The sequence below is a fragment of the Nocardia sp. NPDC059228 genome, assembly GCF_042754245.1.
Lineage (GTDB): Bacteria > Actinomycetota > Actinomycetes > Mycobacteriales > Mycobacteriaceae > Nocardia.
Map to the genome: position 1 here is coordinate 209,263 of NZ_JBHZAL010000012.1, position 18,925 is coordinate 228,187.

Below are 18,925 nucleotides of genomic sequence, written 5' to 3' on the forward strand. Positions count from 1 at the left end.
ACGCATTTCTCCTAGGCGGCGCGGCGCGGCACCTCGGCCCCGACCCGCGCCCACCGCCCGGACAGCGCCCGCCGGCTGACGGCGACCAGGCGCAGCAGCATGAAAGCGACCAGCCCGGTCCAGATTCCACCGATCCCCCAGTCGTAGACCAGCGACAGCCAGATCATCGGCAGGAACCCCAGCAGCGCCGACCCCAGCGTGGTATTGCGCAGGAACGCGGCATCGCCCGCGCCGAGCAGCACGCCGTCGAGCGCGAACACCACACCCGCCACCGGGATCATGGCGACGAAGAACCACCACACCACGTGGGTGCGATCCAGCACCGACGGATCAGCGGTGAACAACCGTGGGATCACCGAGTATCCGGCCGCGAACACCGCTGCCAGCAGCACCGAGAAGACCGTGGACCAGCCGGTGATCCGCCGCGCCAGACCCTGTGCGCCGCGCGCGTTTCCGGCACCGAGCGCCGCACCGACCAGGGTCTGCGCCGCGATCGCCAGCGAATCCAGCGTCAGCGCGAGGAAATTCCAGATCTGCAGCACCAGCTGATGCGCCGCCACCGATGCCGCCCCGAACCGCGAAGCCACCGCCGCCGCCGACACGAACGACGCCTGGAACGCCAGGCTCCGCACGATCAGATCCCGCCCCAGCACCAGCTGCGCCTTCATGATCTCGAGATGCGGTGCGAGCGGCACCTTAGCCCGCCACAGCGCACTCACGAACAACGCACCGGAAATCGACTGCCCCACCAGATTCGCGACCGCCGACCCCGCCAGCTCCATTCGCGGCGCCCCCAGCAGCCCGTGCACCAGCGTCGGGCACAGCACCCCCGAAACCACCAGCCCCGCAATCACATACATCAGCGGCCGCCGAGTCTGCTGCACCCCGCGCATCCACCCGTTCCCCGCCATCGACAACAGGATCAACGGCACCCCGAACAACGCGATCCGCACCCACGACTCCGCCGCCCGCGCGATGTCGTCCCCACCCGCGATGGCCCGCGTGATCGGCCCCGCGAAGATCTGCACCACCAGCACGATCGCGAACCCCACCCCGACCGCGATCCAACTGGCCTGCACCCCCTCGACAACAGCCGCCCGCTCGTCCCCCGCCCCATGCCGCCGCGCAGCCCGAGCCGTCGTCCCATAGCTCAAGAACGTCAACTGCGAACCGACCTGCGCCAGTAGCAATCCCCCGACGGCCAACCCGGCCAACGCCAAGGCCCCCAGCCGCCCCACCACAGCCATATCGAACAGCAGATAAATCGGCTCAGCGACCAGCACCCCCAGCGTCGGCACCGCGATCCCGAGAATCCGCCGCGGCCCGGCCGCCGCAGCCTCAGCGCCCCGCACGGCCGCCACGTCCTCCGCCGACGCGGCCACGAATGCCGGGTCCTCCCCGCCACCATCCACCACGCCGGCACTGCTCATCCGCCCACCATCCCACACCACCCCGGCCCAGCCGCACCGCGCCACCACCCACCCTCGAACCCGCCGATCGGCCTGTCACCACCGCTCTTCCTGATCCCGCACGCAGCGAGACCCTGCCGCGGGTCACCGATCGAGATGCATAGCCAAGCAAATATATGTCCGTGTCCGCATCTGAATTGCCAGCAGCGGCGTTCTCGCCGACCACCTTCGGCTGGGTCATCGGACCAGGTTCGCCACCAATTCCTCGGCCACCCCAGGCAGCTCGCTCGGCCACCCCGGACAACTCGCACCTGCGAATTCGGCTCCGGCAGACAGCTATTCGCGGTACCCCTACCCCCGGCACGTCCGTACCGCCGCGCGAATTCCCGTCGACTCACGACGACTCCTCGGGCAGGCTGGGCGGCATGGTGGATCTCGAGACAACAATCGCGGCGGTGACGGTCTATCCGGATCGGGCCCGAGTCACCCGGTCCGGCAAGGCGACACTGGACCCGGGCGAACATCGCATCCGCGTGTCACCGCTGCCGCTGGAACTACTGCGCGACTCGATCCGCGTCGCGGGCCGGGGCGACGTGACGGTCCTCGGGGTGGACATCATCACCGAACGGCAGCCCGAGCCGGACGACGAACAGATCGCCGAGCTCACCTCCCGCAGAAACGAACTGGATGCCGCGCTGGCCGAACTCGCCGACGCCGACCGCGCCGCCGACGCCCGCATCGAATTCCTGCAGCGCCTGGTCCGCAAGTCCGCCGAGCACCTGGCCAAGACGACCGACGAGCGGGTCATCGCCTTCGGCGACAGTCTCGAGGCGCAATACGAGGCCGTGCATGCCGGACGCCGCGACCGAGAACGCCTGCGGCAGGAACACATTCTGGACAAGCGGGCGATCGAGCGGCGGCTGGCGGACCTGGGCCGCAAGAACCGCCCCGACATCCGGGCCGCGGTCATCACCGTCGACGCCGCCCAACCGGCCACCGCCGAACTGGAACTGTCCTATGTGGTGCCCGGCGCACGCTGGACCAGCACCTACGATCTGCGCCTCGATGACAGGGGCCTGAGCCTGCGCTGGTTCGGACTGGTGCGTCAGCAGACCGGCGAGGATTGGCCCGAATGCCGCCTCGAATTGTCGACCGCCCGCCCGGCAATCGCCCTCGACGTGCCCGAACTGGACCCGTGGTACCTCAGCACCACGCCACCCGAGCCGAAACTCATGGCCAGGCGGCGCGCTTCCCGGTCCGGGGACCCCGACGGCGTGAACCCCATGCTCGCCCCGGCCGCTCCCGCGCCCGCCGGTGCGCTCCCGCCACCGCCACCGCCCCCGGTCCGGGAAGCGGTCACGACCGTCGAGCACGGGGCCACCGCCGCCACCTACTCCCCGCAGCGCCCGGTCGCCATCGCCGCCGACGGCACCGAACACCGCACGCTGATCATCGCCCTGGACCTCGAGGCCGATCTGGATCACGTGACCGCGCCGATCCGCGCACCCGAGGCGATCCTGCGCGCCACCGCGCGCAACACCTCCGAGCACACCTTCCCCAGGGGCCGCGCGTCCCTGTTCAACGACACCGAGTACGTCGGCGCCACCGATCTCGACCTCTGGGCCCCCGGCGAGGAACGCGAACTCGCCCTCGGTGTGGACGATCGCGTCCGCGTCGAACGAGAACTGGTGCGCCGCAATGCCTCCAGGGCGACCCTCGGCTCGGCCCGCCGCGTCGAAATGGAGTACACGATCACCGTCACCAACCACGGCGCCCGCCCCACCACCGTGACTGTCCTCGACCGCCTGCCGGTAGCCCGCGACGCCGCCGTCACCGTCCGCGACACGGTCCTGAAGCCGCCCCCGGCCGAGCGCGACGACCTCGGCATCCTCACCTGGAAACGCGACCTCGAGCCGCAGGACCGCACGGTCATCACCCTCGGCTACCGAGTCGAAGCCCCCAAGGGCGTCACCATTTTCGGCCTGCCGGACTGACCCGGCCGATCACCCGGGCGGTGCCCACAGTGGGCGGCACGGTCGAAGATCCCGAGGATCTCGTTTGCCCTCGGCGCCGATGGCATGCGGCATCATCGTGGGGAATTCGGCCGCCTGGTCGGTCTCGACGCGAAAGCGGCGGTTGCCGAGCATGAGGATCGCGGTGCCGGACAGGACGACGAGCCATTCCCGGCCCGGGTGGACGCGCATGCGGGCGGGATTGTCCGGCGGCGGATCGGTGACTGGCACATTCGGCCGAGATGATGCTGATCGCCCGGGCGGCCGCCGGCGTCGGCGCCGCGATGATCATGCCATCACCCTCGCCGTCATCACCGCAACCTTCCCGGAAGCCCAGCGCGGCAAGGCGATCGGCGTGTGGACCGGCGTCGCCGGGGGCGGGGGCATCCTCGGTATGTTCCTGCCCGCATCACCCTGCGCGGTATCGGCGTGTCGACCACGGACCACGGTGACGAATTGAACTGAGGGACACCGGGACCCGGGTCAGCCGAGTTCGCGGAGGAGGTTCGCCAGCAGGTCCGGGGCCTGGCCGGTGGTGGAATACCCTGCGGCATAACGATGTCCGCCGCCGCCGAGGGCGGTGGCGACGCGGGCGACGTCCAGGCCGGGTGAGCCGTCGGCGGCGTCGTGTGAGCGCAGGGAGACCGTCCAGCGGTCCGGGTCGGTGCGGGATTCCTTGAAGACCGCGGCGACCTGGGCCTCGGCGGTGGTGCGGACGAGATCGATGATGCTCTCGACCTCTTCGGAGCGGACGGCTTCGGTGTCCTCGCGGCGGACGACCGCGTAGACCAGGCCCGCGCCGGCGGCGGCATCCGGAATCAGCTGGGCGGAGGCCAGGACCCGGGACAGCATGGGGAGCCAGGCGAAAGGATGGGTGTCCATCAGGGTGCGGGTGATGGCCGCGCCGTCGATGCCGGTGGCCAGGAGCCGTTCGGCCAGGGTGTGTGAGCCGGGGCGCACCCATTTGAAAGAGCCGGTGTCGGTGACCAATCCGGCGTAGAGGCAGTGCGCGATATCGCGATCGATGGGTTCGCCCCACGCCTCCAGGATGCGGGCGATGACGCCCGCGGTGGATTCGGCGGCCTCGTCCACGACATTGACCTGACCGAAGCGGGTGTTGGACCGATGGTGATCGATGACCAAAGTCGTTGCGGCGCTGTCCAATCGGTCACGCAGCGAGCCGAGCCGTCCGGCACTGCCGCAGTCCACGGATACCAGGACATCGACCTCGCGCGGCACCTGGTCGGCGCGGACCAGCAATTCCGTACCGGGCAGCGACCGCATGGAGACCGGCAGTTCGGCCGGTTCGGCGAAGGAGACGACGACCGGGACCCCGCGCCGGCGCAGCACCTGCGCCAGGGCCAGCCCGCTGCCGACGGTATCGGCATCGGGCTGGATGTGGCAGAGAATCGTCACCGATTTCGCGGCCTCGAGAACCTCGACGGCAGGGGTGACATCGACGGGGGTCACGGCGTGGTCAGGCTTCGTCGTCTTCCTCGTCCTCGTCCGACTTGTACGGATCCGCCTCACCGGCGTAGTTCGCGCCGACCGCCACCTGCGCCACGCGCGCGTCGGAGGCGCGGGCCTTGGCCAGCAGCTCCTCCATCTCGCGGGCCGCGTCGGGCACGGTGTCGAGCTTGAACGCCAGCGTCGGGGTGAACTTCACCCCGGTGCCCGCGCCGACCTTGGACCGCAGAATCCCCGCGGCCTTCGACAGGCCGGCGGCGGCTTCCGCGTAATCGGGTTCGGCGTCGATGGTTTCGCCCATGACGGTGTAGTAAATGGTCGCCTCGCGCAGGTCACCGGTCACCTTGGCGTCGGTAACGGTGACGAACCGCAGTCGCGGATCCTTGATCTCGTATTCGATCGCCGTGGCGACGATGGACGAGATGCGCTTCGCGAGTCGGCGTGCTCGAGCCTGATCAGCCATGCCGAGCCCTCCTCACTTCTTCAGTCTTCGGGTCCGAAGACGCGACGGCGTACCGCCAGCAACTGTAACTCCGGACGATTGGCGACGTGCCGTTCACATTTGTCCAGCACCTCGGTCAGGTGATTCATGCCGTAGCTGACCATTGCCACACCGAGCAATGCCCGGCGATACCGGTCATGATCTCCGCCCTCGGTGACACTCACCTCGAACCGTTTCAGGTCGGCGAGGATGGGGCGGATGACAGAGCGCTTCTCTTTCAGTGAATGCACATCACCGAGCAAGATATCGAACTCGAGCGCTCCGAAGAACATCTTTTCAGTCATATGAACGCGCCCCGGGGAATGCGCGCACGGTTACCCGGAAAGGGAAGGGGGCACAACCCCGCCGGACCCGGAGGCCCGGCGGGATCGTGTACTGCTTCCTAGTCGCGCGGCTTCTCCCGCAGCTCGTAGGCCTCGATGATGTCGCCGTCCTTGATGTCGTTGAAGCCCACGGTCATACCGCACTCGTAGCCTTCGCGGACCTCGGTGACGTCGTCCTTCTCGCGACGCAGCGACTGGATGGTGGTCTCGGCGACCACCACGTTGTCGCGGATCAGGCGCGCCTTGGCGTTGCGCTTGACCGAGCCCGAGAGCACCCAGCAACCCGCGATATTGCCGAACTTGGAGGACCGGAAGATCTGGCGGATCTCCGCCCGACCCAGCTCGTGCTCCTCGTAGATCGGCTTGAGCAGACCCTTGAGGGCCTTCTCGATCTCGTCGATCGCCTGGTAGATGACCGAGTAGTAGCGAATGTCCACGCCTTCGCGGTTCGCCAGCTCGGTCGCCTTGCCCTCGGCCCGGACGTTGAACCCGATGATGATCGCGTTCGACGCAGATGCCAGGTTGACGTTGGTCTCGGTGACGCCACCGACACCGCGGTCGATGACGCGCAGCCGGACCTCGTCGCCCACATCGATACCGAGCAGCGCCTCTTCGAGGGCCTCGACGGTACCGGAGTTGTCGCCCTTGAGGATCAGGTTCAGCTCCGAGGTCTCCTTCAGAGCGGCATCCAGATCTTCCAGGGAGATCCGCTTGCGGCTGCGCGCGGCCAGGGCGTTGCGCTTGCGAGCGTTGCGGCGGTCGGCGATCTGACGCGCGATGCGGTCTTCCTCGACGACGAGCAGGTTGTCACCCGCGCCCGGCACCGAGGTGAAACCGATGACCTGGACGGGCCGCGACGGCAGCGCCGCCTCGACGTCGTCGCCGTGCTCGTCGACCATGCGGCGCACGCGACCGTAGGCGTCGCCCGCCACGATCGAGTCGCCGACGCGCAGCGTGCCGCGCTGGACGAGGACGGTGGCCACCGGGCCACGGCCGCGGTCGAGGTGGGCCTCGATGGCCACACCCTGCGCGTCCATGTCCGGGTTCGCCCGCAGGTCGAGGGCCGCGTCCGCGGTCAGGACGACCGCCTCGAGCAGCGACTCGATGTTGGTGCCCTGCTTCGCCGAGATGTCCACGAACATGGTCTCGCCACCGTATTCCTCGGCGACCAGACCGTATTCGGTCAGCTGCTGGCGAATCTTCTGCGGGTTCGCGCCTTCCTTGTCGATCTTGTTGACCGCCACCACGATCGGCACGTCCGCGGCCTGCGCGTGGTTGATGGCCTCCACCGTCTGCGGCATGACGCCGTCGTCGGCCGCGACCACGAGGATCGCGATGTCGGTGGCCTTCGCACCACGGGCACGCATGGCGGTGAACGCCTCGTGACCGGGGGTGTCGATGAAGGTGATGAGACGGTCGTCGCCGTTGACGTCGGCCAGCACCTGGTAGGCGCCGATGTGCTGGGTGATGCCGCCGGCCTCGCCCTCACGGACGTTGGCCTTACGGATGGTGTCCAGCAGTCGGGTCTTACCGTGGTCGACGTGACCCATGACGGTCACGACCGGCGGGCGGACCTGCAGGTCTGCCTCGTCGCCGTCGTCCTCGCCGTAGGTGAGGTCGAAGTTGGCGAGCAGCTCGCGGTCCTCGTCCTCCGGAGAGACCACGTGCACGACGTAGTTCATCTCCGAACCCAGCAGCTCGAGGGTCTCCTCGTTCACCGACTGGGTGGCGGTGACCATCTCACCGAGGTTGAACAACGCCTGCACCAGCGAGGCCGGGTTGGCGCCGATCTTCTCGGCGAAGTCGGACAGCGACGCGCCACGGGCGAGGCGAACGATCTCGCCGTTGCCGCGCGGCAGCCGCACGCCACCGGCGATGGGCGCCTGCTGGTTCTCGTACTCGGCGCGCTTCGCCCGCTTCGACTTGCGGCCCTTGCGGGGAGCGCCACCCGGACGTCCGAAGGCACCCGCGGCACCGCCGCGACCACCACCGGAACCGGGACGGCCACCGCCGCCGCCACCACCGGGACGACCACGGAAACCACCGGGAGCACCACCGGTACCGGCACCGGCGCCGGCACCCTGACCGCCACCGGGAGCGCCGCCGCGGTAGCCACCGCCGCCGCCACCGGGACGACCGCCACCGGCGCCGCCCGGACCACCCGGACGCGCCGGACGGCCTGCGCCACCCGGACCGGCCGGGCGCTGAGCGCGCGCGGGCATGGCACCCGGGTTCGGCCGAGGCGGCATCGAGCCGGGGCTGGGACGCGGGCCACCCGGACGGGGACCGCCCTGACCGGCCGCGGCCGGACGCTGACCACCCTGACCCGGGCCGGGGCGCGGACCGCCCTGACCGGGACCCGGACGCGGGCCACCCTGGCCCGGACCCGGACGGGCGCCGCCCTGCGGGCCGGGACGCGGACCGCCCTGAGCCGGACCCGGACGGGGACCGCCCTGGGCCGGACCCGGACGCGGGCCGCCCTGCTGCTGGCCCGGACGGGGAGCCGGACGCGGCGCCGGGCGTTCCGGAGCCGAGGAGAACGGGTTGTTACCGACCCGCGGCGGCTTCGGACCCGGCTTGGGTCCGGCCGGACGCGGGGTGCCCGGCTGGGCCGGGGCGCTGCCCTGCTGCGCGGGCCGCGGGGCCGGGGCACCCGGACGCGGCGCGTTCGGACGCGGGGCCTGCGGGGCCGGAGCGGACGGGGTTGCCGACGCGGAAGCCGCTGCGGGAGCAATGCTTTCGCGAGCGGCGGGCTTGGGTCCCGGGGCTGCCGGACGGGCAGCCGGAGCCTCGACCGACTCGGCGCGGGCAGCCGGAGCCACCTGCGGAGCCGGGGCCGGAGCCTGCGGCGCGGGGGCCGGAGCCTGCGGCGTCGGGCGGGGGCCCGGACGGGGACCGGCACCGGGGGCGGCCGGCTTGGCGGCCGGACGCGGGGCGCCGTCACCACTGGGCTTGGGGGTCGCCGATTTGGCGGTCCCATTGGACGGGGTGCTCTTGGGTGCGAGCGACTCCCGCAGTCGGCGCGCGACGGGTGCTTCCACCGTCGAGCTCGCCGACTTCACGAACTCGCCCTGCTCCTTGAGCCGCGCGAGTAGTTCTTTGCTCGTGACACCGAGTTCCTTAGCCAACTCGTGCACGCGGGCCTTGCCTGCCACTGCTCTCCTCACTCAGAGGTCGAGCGCAGCAGCCCGTTTCACGACGGGACGCGCGCACGACCTCGACTAATTTCGAAGGCCGATCATTTCTGGGACTTCACGGTTTGCTCATGAGTGCTCGTGCCTGTTCTCTACGTAATGCTCCAGGGCTGAGATATCCAGATGTCCGGACACTCGTAGTGCTCTGCCGAATGCTCGGCGCCGAACTGCTTGGCTCAGACAAGCCGAAGAGGGGTGCAACCAGGCACCCCTTCCGGGAAGTCTGTGCCGCGGATCCGGAATGACCACAACGTCCTGCCCGGAGGCAGACCCTTGCGCCACGACCCGCATCAGATCGGCGGCCAGCTCGCGTCTGCGACATCCGATGCAGGTCCGGACGGGTGCCGATCTTGCTGACACCCGCTCGGCGCGCAGAGAAGCCGAAGACTCGCGCTGAGCCTGCGTCCACTCTACCGCTGTCACGTCCCGATCTCCGCATCCGTACCCCTTGGAAGTTACCAACCTGTCATCCCAGGGGTCTGTTTCACAAATCTCGGGACGGACCGGGCCTGATGGATCCGGCAAGATCAACCCCGGTGGGCCTCGCCACCGCCGGCCGCCGCCGCGGGACGCACACCACCCTGGACCTCGGGCGCCGCATCGGAACGAATGTCGATGCGCCAGCCCGTGAGCCGGGCCGCCAGGCGGGCGTTCTGGCCCTCCTTGCCGATGGCGAGGGAAAGCTGGAAGTCCGGAACCACCACCCGCGCGGCGCGGGCCTCGGGGTCCACGATGGTGACGGATACAACTTTCGACGGCGACAGCGCATTCCCGACAAAGGTGGCCGGGTCCTCGGCGTAGTCGATGATGTCGATCTTCTCGCCGGCCAGCTCGCTCATCACGTTGCGCACGCGCTGGCCCATCGGGCCGATGCAGGCGCCCTTGGCGTTGACGCCGGGGACCGTCGAACGCACGGCGATCTTGGAGCGGTGCCCGGCCTCGCGGGCCACGGCCACGATCTCCACCGAGCCGTCGGCGATCTCGGGGACCTCCAGGGCAAACAGGCGGCGCACCAGGTTGGGGTGGGTGCGCGAGAGGGTGATCTGCGGGCCGCGCGGGCCCCGGGAGACGCCGACCACGTAGCACTTGATGCGGTCACCGTGCTCGTAGGTCTCGCCCGGCACCTGCTCCGCGGGCGGGATGACGCCTTCCGCGCCATGGGCTTCCGAGCCGATGCGGACCACGACGGTGCCGCGGGCGTTCATGCGGGCGTCGCGCTGCACCACACCGCCGACGATGTCGCCCTCGTGGGTGGAGAACTCGCCGAAGGACTTCTCGTTCTCGGCGTCGCGCAGCCGCTGCAGCACGACCTGGCGGGCGGTGGTGGCGGCGATGCGGCCGAAACCTTCGGGGGTGTCGTCCCATTCGGAGATGACGTTGCCGTCGGTGTCGAGCTCGCGGGCCATCACGCGCACGACACCGGTCTTCTGGTTGATGTCGATGCGGGCGTTGGGCTGGTGACCCTCGGTGTGCCGGTAGGCGGTGAGCAAGGCGGACTCGATCGCGGAGATCACCGTCTCCATCGAGATCCCCTTGTCGGCGACAATCGCGCGCAGGGCTTCGATTTCGATGTTCATTCCACGATCCCTTCGGTCAGTGAATCGGACTCTGCTGCTTCGTTTTCGGATCCCTCCTGCGCACCGGGCTGGGGACGGCCCGGCGCTACTCCCCCTGCGAGTTCCAGTTCGGCCGCGCCGGGTGGAGCGAATTCCACCTGCACGACGGCGGATTGGATATCGGCGAGCGGCACCGTCACCCGGTGTGGCTTCCGCTTGCCGCCGAGGACCAGGGCGACGTCGGTCTCGGTGAGGACGCCGACGCGGGCCTCGAACGTGGTCTTGCCCTTCTCCTCCGGTGATTCGGCGCCGGGGCGCAGCACGATCTTCACCTTGCGACCCTGGGCGCGCCGCCAGTGGCGCGGGGAGGTGAGGGGCCGGTCGATGCCGGGGGTGGTGATCTCGAGCAGGTAGGCGGTCTCGCCGAAGTCACCGGCGTCGTCGAGGGCCTGCGAGATCTCCGAGCTGAGTTCCGCGACAGCGTCCAGGTCGGGGGAATCGTCGCTGTCGACGGTGACCTTGAGCTTGGCCTGCGCTGTACCGGCAGCCGAAATCGCGACGCCTTCGAGGTCGAATCCTCGGCGTTCGACGAGCTCAGCAACTAGCTGGCTCACCCTTTCCTCGGTCGGCATCGGCATGTGGGGCGGCTCCTGGTTCAGTTGTCACGGGTTGAGTTGTCGGTATCGATACTGGTCGGGCACGGTCGGCAGACCCGTCTCCGCCCTCAGGAGGGAGGATTCGGCGAAATGCCGTGCCGAAGGTCTAGCGTAACGCGCGGAAAGAGTGTAAAGGACCAGCCAACTCGCTCGATTTCGGCATGGTCGGCGCTGTGGTGCTGACGGCGTGTCCAGCACGACGCGCCCATGACGGTTCCCCGTCGTTCCAGATCACAGCCTATCCGACGGCCCTCACGCAGCAAGCCGTCCGCGACGGCTGGCACCATGTATGCCGTGCCCAGCAGTCAGAGCGGCCTTCCGGCCGATGTCGTCGGTCTCACGGTCCCGCCGGACCGAACCGGGTCCTCCCCCACCCCCGAACCTCCCCTCCGCGCCGTGAACCGCCGCAGCGCGCTGCGGCTGGCCGGTGGCGGCGCGCTGGCGGTGGCGGCGGTGAGCGCGCTGGCCGCCTGCACCGGGAACGACACTCCCGCGGCTCCGGATCCGCTGATCGCGCAGGAGACCTCGGCCCGTACCGACGCGGCCGCCGCGACCGCCGCCATCGCGACCTCTCCCGACAAGGCCGGTGCGCTGCAGACCATCGCCACCCAGCGCACCGCGCACGCCGACGCCCTGCGCACCGAAATCGACCGCGCCATAGGCGTTTACGGCGACGGCAGCACCCCCGGCCGCCGCACCCCGCCGGTCACCCCGACCGCGCCCGTCCCGCCCCCGGGCGTCGCCGTCCTGCGCACCCAGCTCCAGCAGTCCCAGCGCTCGGCCGCCGACCTGTCGGCCCAGCTCTCCGGCTACCGCGCCGGTCTCCTCTCTTCGATCAGCGCGTCGTGCGCTACCCACGCGGGGGTTCTCCTGGCATGACCACAACCGACCAGCAGGCACTCATCGATGCGTTGAGCGCCGAATACGCCGCTGTCTACGCCTACGGCGTGATCGCGGCCTACGCCAACCACGACCGCGACAAACTCGTCGCCGAGTACACCGCATCCCACCGCGCCCGCCGCGACGCCACCATCGACACGCTGAAGGCTTCCGGCGCAACGGTTCCCGAGCCCGCCGCCGCCTACACCTCCCCCATCCCGGTGAACGACCCTATCCCGGCCGCCAAGCTGGCGGTGACCGTCGAATCCGACGCGGCGGCGGCCTGGCGCTCGGTGGTCGAACGAGCCGACAACCCGGATGTCCGCCGCACCGGCATCGAGGCTCTCACCGAATGCGCTGTCCGCCTTGCCACTTGGCAGTCGATCTTGGGCACTAATCCCACAACGGTCGCGTTTCCCGGTCAGGCCTGAACCACCATCCGCAGCAATCCGCCGCGGTAACGGCATCGAATCCCCCTCGGGACAAGACCGTCAGGGGGATCAATGAGAGGTGGCGAGCGGCGGATCGATCCTGCGGTCGGTCTCGGTAGCATTGCGGGTATGCCGACCTCGGATGTCGATCGTCCGAACCTCCCGGATTTCATGATCTGGGAGGACCTCGAGCAGTTACCGGATGAGATCGCCGGAGAAATCGAGCTGTGGGAAGGCCGGGTCGCTCCATCCCTCGAACTACATCCTGGCGGGCGAGTGGGAACCGGACATGTCGACCGAGATCCGCTCCGATCATCCTTTCCCCATCCGCATCCCTTGGGCTGAACTCGAGTTCTGACCGAGCGGTCACCAGGAATTCGCCGAAGGCGCACTTGGCGTTTGCATTGGCGATCACATGTGGGCACTCTGGCGGCATAGGGTCCGGTCGGCGCGGCTCCTTCGCATTTTTCTTGCCGTGCAACGGAATTCGGTGTGAGGTCGAGGAGATGCTGTGGCGGTCGATGCTGCGCGGGAAGAGAAGGCACTGCGGGAGGTGACGAATCGCCTGGTCGAGGACTATGGCGAGGCGCATCCGGCAGAGCGGGTCGAGGCCGTGGTGGGGGCGGTGCGCAAGCGGTTCGAGGGGCATTCGGTGCGTGAGTTCGTACCGATTCTCGTCGAGCGGATTGCGCGGCGGGAATTGGATCCGAAGCGGTCCATGAACGCTGCCACGGAGGTGGATCTGACCAAGGCGGCGGTCGGCGAGCAGGGTTCGCCGGATGGGCATCCGGCGGAGACCACGAGCGTATTCGCCGCTGTCGCAGGGCGATTCGTTCCGGCTCGGCTGGTCGAGAACAAGCGGGCACTGAGCGTGGTCGCGGCGGGTGTCGTGGTGGTGCTGGCGTTCGCGGTGATCATGGCTGTGCGGCAACCGGATTCGCCGTCGGGAACCACCGCCGCGACGGCCCTGACCAGCGTGCACGGTGTGGCCGGCTCGGAGAAGTCGGCGTTCTTCGACGATCCCAAGGTGGCCGGCGCATTGGCCAAGCACGGGTTCAAGGTGGACGTGGAGCCCGCGGGGTCCCGGCAGATCGCCACCTCGGTGGATCTGGGCAAGTACGACTTCGCCTTCCCGTCCAGCTCGGCCGCCGCGGAGCTGGTTCAGCGCAAGAGCGGAGTGACCGGCAAGTACGTGCCGTTCTCCTCCCCCATGGTGATCGCCACCTTCAAGCCGATCGCCGACCTGCTGACCCAGGCCGGGATCGTGCAGCCGGGCGCGACAACGACTTTCGACGTCGAGAAGTATCTGGCGCTGGCCGAGAAGGGCATCCAGTGGAACCAGCTGGAGGGCAATTCGACCTATTCGGTGCCCAAGAACGTGCTGGTCTCCACGACCGATCCGCGCACCTCCAACTCGGCGGCCATGTACCTGGCGGTGACCGCCTACGTCGCCAATGACAACACCATCGTGCGCGGTGCCAAGGCGGAAGACTTTGCGGTGTCCCGCGTTTCGCGCCTGTTCACCCGGCAGGGCTTCACCGAGTCCAGCAGCGACGGCCCCTTCAAGGACTACCTGTCCAACGGCATGGGCACCGTCCCCATGGCCTGGATCTACGAGGCCCAGTACGTCGACGCGGCCGTGCACAACCAGCTCAAGCCCGACATGGTCCTGATGTACCCCAAGCCGACGGTCATGTCCCAGCACACCGTGGTTCCCCTCGACGACAAGGGCGACCAGATCGGCAAGCTCCTCACCACCGACCCCGACCTGCAGCGCCTGGCCGCCGAACACGGCTTCCGCCCCACCGACGTGACCCTGTTCACGAATACCACCGCCGCCCACCAGGTCCCGGTCGACGTGAACCTGGTCAACCAGGTCAGCCCACCCGACTACGACACCCTCGAACACCTCCTCGACGGCGTCGCCAAGTCCTACAACTGAGCCCAGCACGACACAACCGATCCGGGCCGGACACCTTGTGGCGTCGGGCCCGGATTGCGTTCATAGCCTGACAGATTCGCGAATCAGCCGCCGATCCTGGCCGCGCCCCGGGCACCGCACGGCGATGTCAATCGAGTCGGCCGTAGATCAGGCGCAGAATCGCCTCGGCGAGGTCGTCGATGCTGCTGGGCATGTCATCCGGGGGTGCCGCGGCCAGCTGGGAGAGCCGCCCGTCGCGCATGAGCGCGACCAGGCCCGCGAGCGTTGCCGAGTCGATCCCCTCGGGAGCGAGCCCGGCCGCGCGGTCGCGGTCGATCTTGGCCGCGAGCCCAGTGGTGAATCGTGCCTGGATGCCGGCGATGAACTCGGTCAGCGGGGGGTAGCTGCTGTCGTAGCCCTCGAGCGAGCAGACGAGGATCGCGCTGTTGTCGTGCCAGATCTCGGCCGCTCCGCTGAGCTGGGTGCGCAGGAGCTCTCGCTGCGGGCCGGTGGACGGCAGCCAGACGTGGGTCTGCGCGTAGCGGTCGCTCACGTCCTCCATGAGGCGGGCGAAGACCGCCTGCTTGGAGGGGAAGTAGAAGTAGAAGCTGGTGCGTGAGATGCCGGTCGCGTTGGTGATGTCGTCGACGGTCAGGTTGGCCATCGGCTTCTTCGTCAGCAGGTGGCGGGTCGCGTGCAGGATCTGGGCCTCGCGCTGATCACCTTTGGACATGGTGCCGCGGCGGCGGAGACCTTCGGTCGTGCCTGGGGTCCGGTTCACTCCGTGTCCGCCCTTTTGCGCCATGACCCCACCCTAGAGCGATTTACATTCCGGTAATCGACGTGGCGTCTATCATAATCGACACTGTGTCGATTCCAGCGTAGCGTGCCAGCAATGACCTCAACGCTCGAGCTCCGGCGCGCTTCGTCGCCGACCGCGATCGTGCTGACCATGGCCAGCACCGTGTTTCTGCTGGCCATGGCTCAGACGCTGCCCGTGCCCGCGCTGCCGCAGATCGGTCTGCAGCTCGGCGTCTCGGCGACGACCGTCGGATGGGTGACGACGGCGACGATGCTGGCCGCCTCGGCGCTGACGCCGCTGCTCGGGCGACTGGGCGATGTCTACGGGCACAAACCGGTCGTGCTGTCGACGCTCGTGGTCACGCTGGCCGGCAGCCTGCTCGCCGCGTCGGCGCACAGCATCGATCTGCTCATCGTCGGACGGGCCCTGCAGGGAGCCAGTTTCGGCCTGTTCCCGCTGGCAATCAGCGTGCTGCGTCACGAACTTCCCGCCGAGCGCCTGACCGGGGCGTTGGCCATCACCGCATCGACCCTGGGCGTGGGTAGCGGTGTTGCGCTGGTGGCGACGGGTCTGCTGACACAGGGCGGTGCGGACTACCGCCGCATCTTCTGGCTGTGCGTCGTGCTGACGGCGGTGGTGCTGGTGCTGGCGTTCGTGACGCTGCCGCGCCGCCCGGGGCAGGGTGGCCGCGTCGACTATGTGGGTGCCGCGGTCCTGGGCACCGGTCTGGTCTGCCTGCTGCTGCCGATCTCGCAAGGACACGAATGGGGCTGGGGCAGCGCGCGAGTGATCGGGCTGTTCGTGGCCGCGGCGATCGTGCTGGCCGGATTCCTGCTGCTGCAGTCCAAGCTGCGTGAGCCGCTGGTGGCGACCTCGCTGCTGGCGCATCGGCCGGTCGCGGTGACCAACCTGGCCAGTTTCTGCGTCGGTTTCGCGATGTTCAGCGTGTTCCTGGGGGCGACCTATTTCGTGGCGACGCCGCGGGCGCTGGCGGGATTCGGTTTCGACGCCTCGGTGCTGCGCACGAGTATGGCCTTCATGCTGCCGGGCGCCGTGGTGTCGGTGGTGATGGGTCCGCTCGCCGGGCGTCTGGTCGGGCGGATCGGCCCGCGCTTTGTTCTGCTGCTCGCCAGCGTCATAGGCCTGTGCGCTCTCACCGCCCTGGCGTTGCTCCATACGACGAGCGCGGAAGTCGTTGTCGCACTGGTCGTCGCGAATGCCGCGATCGCGATCGCCTACGCCGCCATGCCCGCCCTGCTGGTCGCCAATGTCGCACCGCACGAGACCGGAATCGCCAACTCGATCAACTCGATCATGCGCACCGTCGGCGGCGCCATCGGCAGCGCGCTGGTCGTCACGATCCTCACCAGCGACACCCTGCGCCACGCCCTGCCCAACGGTGCCGTCGTGGCCCTGCCCGCCGAAGACGCCTACCGCATCGCCTTCCTCACCGGCGCGGCCTTCTTCGCGGTGGCAGCACTACTGGCCGGATTCGGCCTCGGCCCCAGCGGCCGGCGCCTGACCCAGCACGAGGTCGACGAGGACATCGCCCTGGCGAGCGCCGGTGAGTTCGCCACGGCGTCGACCAGCCTCTGACGAGAGGACCTGAGGTCCAATCCGGGCGCAACTCGGCACCGCAGGACGTTCGGTGGAGTCAGCAGCCCGAGAAGACCTCAGTCCGTTCTCTTCCGACGCCCGAGTTGGACAGGATCGACTGTGGTGCAGTCGATCTCGACTTCGCTGCACTAAAGCGCCGTCCTGCTCGGGCTGGTGGGTAACCTGCGGTCGTGGGAATGGGACCGAACACTGATGGCTGGCTGGAGGACACGCGGGCGTCGTACGACACCGTCGCTGCCAGTTATGCAGACCTGACACGTCACCTTCTCGATGAAACACCCGAAGAGCGCGCTGTCCTGGCGTTGTTCGCCGACCTGGTGCGGGCCCAGGGCGGGGGGCCGGTCGCGGATGTGGGATGCGGGACAGGGAGGATCACGGCTCACCTGCGTCAACTGGGCACGGACGTGTTCGGAATCGACTTGTCGCCCGGAATGATCGGGATGGCTCGGCGTGATCACCCCGGCCTCCGGTTCGATCTTGGCTCAATGACGAACCTCGCTCTGGCAGACGGCTCGATGGCCGGCCTGGTCGCGTGGTACTCGCTGATCCACATCCCCGACGATGAGATCGGTTTGGTCTTAGAGCATTTCCAGCGGGTGCTTCGGCCCGGCGGGCCGCTGCTACTCGGTTTCCACGTCGGAGACGAGTCGCAGTTGATGACCCATGGCTATGGCGGACACCAAATGAACCTCCGTGTCCATCGTCGCCAGCACAGCCAAATGCGTACGTGGCTAGAGGATGCCGGTTTCATCGTCGAGGCATCCAGAACTCTCACCTCAGCCGAGAGCAAGCTCGGGGGCATCATTCTCGCGCGCCGCCAGGTTTGCTGATCCTGAAGGTGATCACGCCGTTCTGAGCTACGGATGCAATGAGCGTCGAGGCCGCTCTCACATCCTGCCTCGACCAATCCACTCGACAGACGCGGTAGAAGAGGGTCCGGCGATCGAAGAAACGCGCTCCACTCGGCAGTAACCGGCGTTACGTCGACGTCGAAGACCCAGTGCCCGACGATTTTCGACTGCATGCACTGGCGGGCTCGGCCAGCGCGGGATGCGCCAGAAGAGCGCGCTGCCATACGGGCATGAACAGCCAACCCAACCGTTCTAAACGTGCACTACGGCTGAGGAATTGGCGCGAAATCGCTTTTCTATAGCGGATTGTGCGGGATTGCACCGGTCGCCCGAAACCGGCATGAGCGCGCATTGTTGTCGGTTGCAAGGCACTCTGCCCGTTGATTTTCCGTATGCCCGCGTCGGCCGCTTGGGACCGACCGCGCTGGTCGCGGCAATACCGGGAGGGCGGCCGGCGGGTGTTCGGTGCCGCCGCACCAGATTCTGCGTATCGTTCGGGCCGCACGGATATCGGCGATCGGGTCGCCGTCGAGCAAAATGAGGTCTGCGCGCATGCCCGGTGCGATCACGCCCCGATCCGCGAGCCCGAAGTGACGTGCGGGCAGTACGGTTGCCGCGTTCAGAGCTTCTACGGTCGACAAACCTGCGCGTACAAGCAATTCCAGCTCATGATGCAAGCTGGCGCCGAACGGCGGTTGGAAGGGAAGACCCGGTGTCGCGTTGGCATCGGTGCCTGCCAGCACCGCGACGCCTGCCTTCCGCAGTGCTGCCACGTTGGCCAGTGCGTCGTCGAACAGGGCGCCGACACCGTATGTATCGGCAGATCCCTCCATCATGGTCAAGGTCGGAACAACGGCATGCCGACCGATCGCCATCCGCTCGACATCGGAGGCGGGCAATCGGGCACCCAGCGGAACGTGGGTGAGGATATCGACCCCCGCATCGATGGCCATCGCGTATGCGCCGGGCGTAGTAACGTGCGCGACCACCGGTACATTTCGCTCATGTGCATCGGCGACAACAGCTTTCGCTGTCGGTGCGTCGGGTCCGCCGTCCCCCGGTGCCTCCAGGATCAGTTTGATGTAGTCGGAGCCGTCGGCGATACGCTGCGCGACCATCGGTTCAGCTTCTTCGGGGCTGCTGATGACCGCGATGGCCGCAATTCCCGGAACCCGCGAGTGGACACCAGCCGAGCCGAGAATTGGCACCCCTGAGGCTCCCCCCGGATAGTGGACACCTGATTCGCAGGACTAATGATCCTGCTGGAAGGATGTCCACATGCCTCCTCGCAAGCGCCGGTCGTTC

The 18,925-nt window shown here is 68.4% G+C and carries 17 protein-coding genes; 6 read left to right on the forward strand and 11 right to left on the reverse strand.

The window, feature by feature from the left end; all coding sequences use genetic code 11:
* Positions 1-11 precede the first annotated feature (11 nt).
* Positions 12-1,430 (reverse strand): MATE family efflux transporter, encoded by a 1,419-nt coding sequence (locus tag ACFXKA_RS20530; RefSeq protein ID WP_379428427.1) that lies wholly within the window; start codon positions 1,428-1,430, stop codon positions 12-14.
* Between the two features lie 404 nt (positions 1,431-1,834).
* Between ACFXKA_RS20530 and ACFXKA_RS20535 the strand changes: the two genes are divergently transcribed.
* Positions 1,835-3,403 (forward strand): DUF4139 domain-containing protein, encoded by a 1,569-nt coding sequence (locus ACFXKA_RS20535; RefSeq protein WP_379428428.1) that lies wholly within the window; start codon positions 1,835-1,837, stop codon positions 3,401-3,403.
* 9 nt (positions 3,404-3,412) lie between these two features.
* On the opposite strand, the gene ACFXKA_RS20540 is transcribed toward ACFXKA_RS20535, so the two are convergent.
* The 8 genes from ACFXKA_RS20540 to rimP all read right to left on the reverse strand — a co-directional run bounded on the left by ACFXKA_RS20540 (position 3,413) and on the right by rimP (position 11,101).
* Positions 3,413-3,652 carry a cupin domain-containing protein gene (locus ACFXKA_RS20540; protein WP_379428429.1) on the reverse strand — a complete coding sequence of 80 codons (240 nt, stop codon included), beginning with the start codon at positions 3,650-3,652 and terminating at the stop codon, positions 3,413-3,415.
* 252 nt (positions 3,653-3,904) lie between these two features.
* A complete protein-coding gene (locus ACFXKA_RS20545) occupies positions 3,905-4,891 on the reverse strand; it encodes a bifunctional oligoribonuclease/PAP phosphatase NrnA (protein ID WP_379428430.1) in 987 nt (328 codons plus the stop codon).
* 7 nt (positions 4,892-4,898) lie between these two features.
* Positions 4,899-5,351, reverse strand: coding sequence for a 30S ribosome-binding factor RbfA (gene rbfA / locus ACFXKA_RS20550; RefSeq protein WP_354839175.1), 453 nt, complete (start codon positions 5,349-5,351; stop codon positions 4,899-4,901).
* A gap of 20 nt (positions 5,352-5,371) precedes the next feature.
* Positions 5,372-5,662, reverse strand: a complete 291-nt coding sequence (locus ACFXKA_RS20555; RefSeq protein WP_040859602.1) for a DUF503 domain-containing protein — start codon at positions 5,660-5,662, stop codon at positions 5,372-5,374.
* Positions 5,663-5,772: 110 nt separating this feature from the next.
* Positions 5,773-8,868 carry a translation initiation factor IF-2 gene (infB, locus tag ACFXKA_RS20560; RefSeq protein ID WP_379428431.1) on the reverse strand — a complete coding sequence of 1,032 codons (3,096 nt, stop codon included), beginning with the start codon at positions 8,866-8,868 and terminating at the stop codon, positions 5,773-5,775.
* Between the two features lie 108 nt (positions 8,869-8,976).
* Positions 8,977-9,282: a YlxR family protein gene (locus tag ACFXKA_RS20565; RefSeq protein ID WP_354839708.1), complete on the reverse strand. Its 306-nt coding sequence runs from the start codon at positions 9,280-9,282 to the stop codon at positions 8,977-8,979.
* 152 nt (positions 9,283-9,434) lie between these two features.
* On the reverse strand, positions 9,435-10,484 hold the full coding sequence (nusA, locus tag ACFXKA_RS20570; protein ID WP_364614646.1) for a transcription termination factor NusA: 1,050 nt from the start codon (positions 10,482-10,484) through the stop codon (positions 9,435-9,437).
* Complete coding sequence (gene rimP / locus ACFXKA_RS20575; RefSeq protein WP_379428432.1) at positions 10,481-11,101, reverse strand: ribosome maturation factor RimP; 621 nt, start codon at positions 11,099-11,101, stop codon at positions 10,481-10,483. The genes nusA and rimP overlap by 4 nt, the downstream gene beginning before the upstream one ends.
* 312 nt (positions 11,102-11,413) lie before the next feature.
* Here rimP and ACFXKA_RS20580 point away from each other — a divergent pair, with 312 nt between their 5' ends.
* From ACFXKA_RS20580 to ACFXKA_RS20590, 3 genes are all read left to right on the forward strand, one after another.
* The gene (locus ACFXKA_RS20580; RefSeq protein ID WP_379428433.1) at positions 11,414-11,998 is read left to right on the forward strand and encodes a hypothetical protein; all 585 of its coding nucleotides are present in this window, start codon (positions 11,414-11,416) and stop codon (positions 11,996-11,998) included.
* Positions 11,995-12,429, forward strand: coding sequence for a ferritin-like domain-containing protein (locus ACFXKA_RS20585; protein ID WP_379428434.1), 435 nt, complete (start codon positions 11,995-11,997; stop codon positions 12,427-12,429). The genes ACFXKA_RS20580 and ACFXKA_RS20585 overlap by 4 nt, the downstream gene beginning before the upstream one ends.
* Before the next feature lie 511 nt (positions 12,430-12,940).
* Entirely contained in the window at positions 12,941-14,371 is a 1,431-nt protein-coding gene (locus ACFXKA_RS20590) for a three-helix bundle dimerization domain-containing protein (protein WP_379428435.1), read from the forward strand.
* Between the two features lie 127 nt (positions 14,372-14,498).
* Here ACFXKA_RS20590 and ACFXKA_RS20595 read toward each other — a convergent pair whose 3' ends face one another.
* The gene (locus ACFXKA_RS20595) at positions 14,499-15,155 is read right to left on the reverse strand and encodes a TetR/AcrR family transcriptional regulator (protein ID WP_354839151.1); all 657 of its coding nucleotides are present in this window, start codon (positions 15,153-15,155) and stop codon (positions 14,499-14,501) included.
* A 90-nt stretch (positions 15,156-15,245) separates the two neighbouring features.
* On the opposite strand from ACFXKA_RS20595, the gene ACFXKA_RS20600 reads away from it, so the two are divergent.
* Together ACFXKA_RS20600 and ACFXKA_RS20605 are read left to right on the forward strand one after the other, a co-directional pair.
* Complete coding sequence (locus ACFXKA_RS20600) at positions 15,246-16,748, forward strand: MFS transporter (protein ID WP_379428436.1); 1,503 nt, start codon at positions 15,246-15,248, stop codon at positions 16,746-16,748.
* A gap of 197 nt (positions 16,749-16,945) precedes the next feature.
* Positions 16,946-17,599: a class I SAM-dependent DNA methyltransferase gene (locus tag ACFXKA_RS20605; protein ID WP_379428445.1), complete on the forward strand. Its 654-nt coding sequence runs from the start codon at positions 16,946-16,948 to the stop codon at positions 17,597-17,599.
* 317 nt (positions 17,600-17,916) lie between these two features.
* On the opposite strand, the gene ACFXKA_RS20610 is transcribed toward ACFXKA_RS20605, so the two are convergent.
* On the reverse strand, positions 17,917-18,828 hold the full coding sequence (locus ACFXKA_RS20610) for an amidohydrolase family protein (protein ID WP_379428437.1): 912 nt from the start codon (positions 18,826-18,828) through the stop codon (positions 17,917-17,919).
* Positions 18,829-18,925 lie beyond the last annotated feature (97 nt).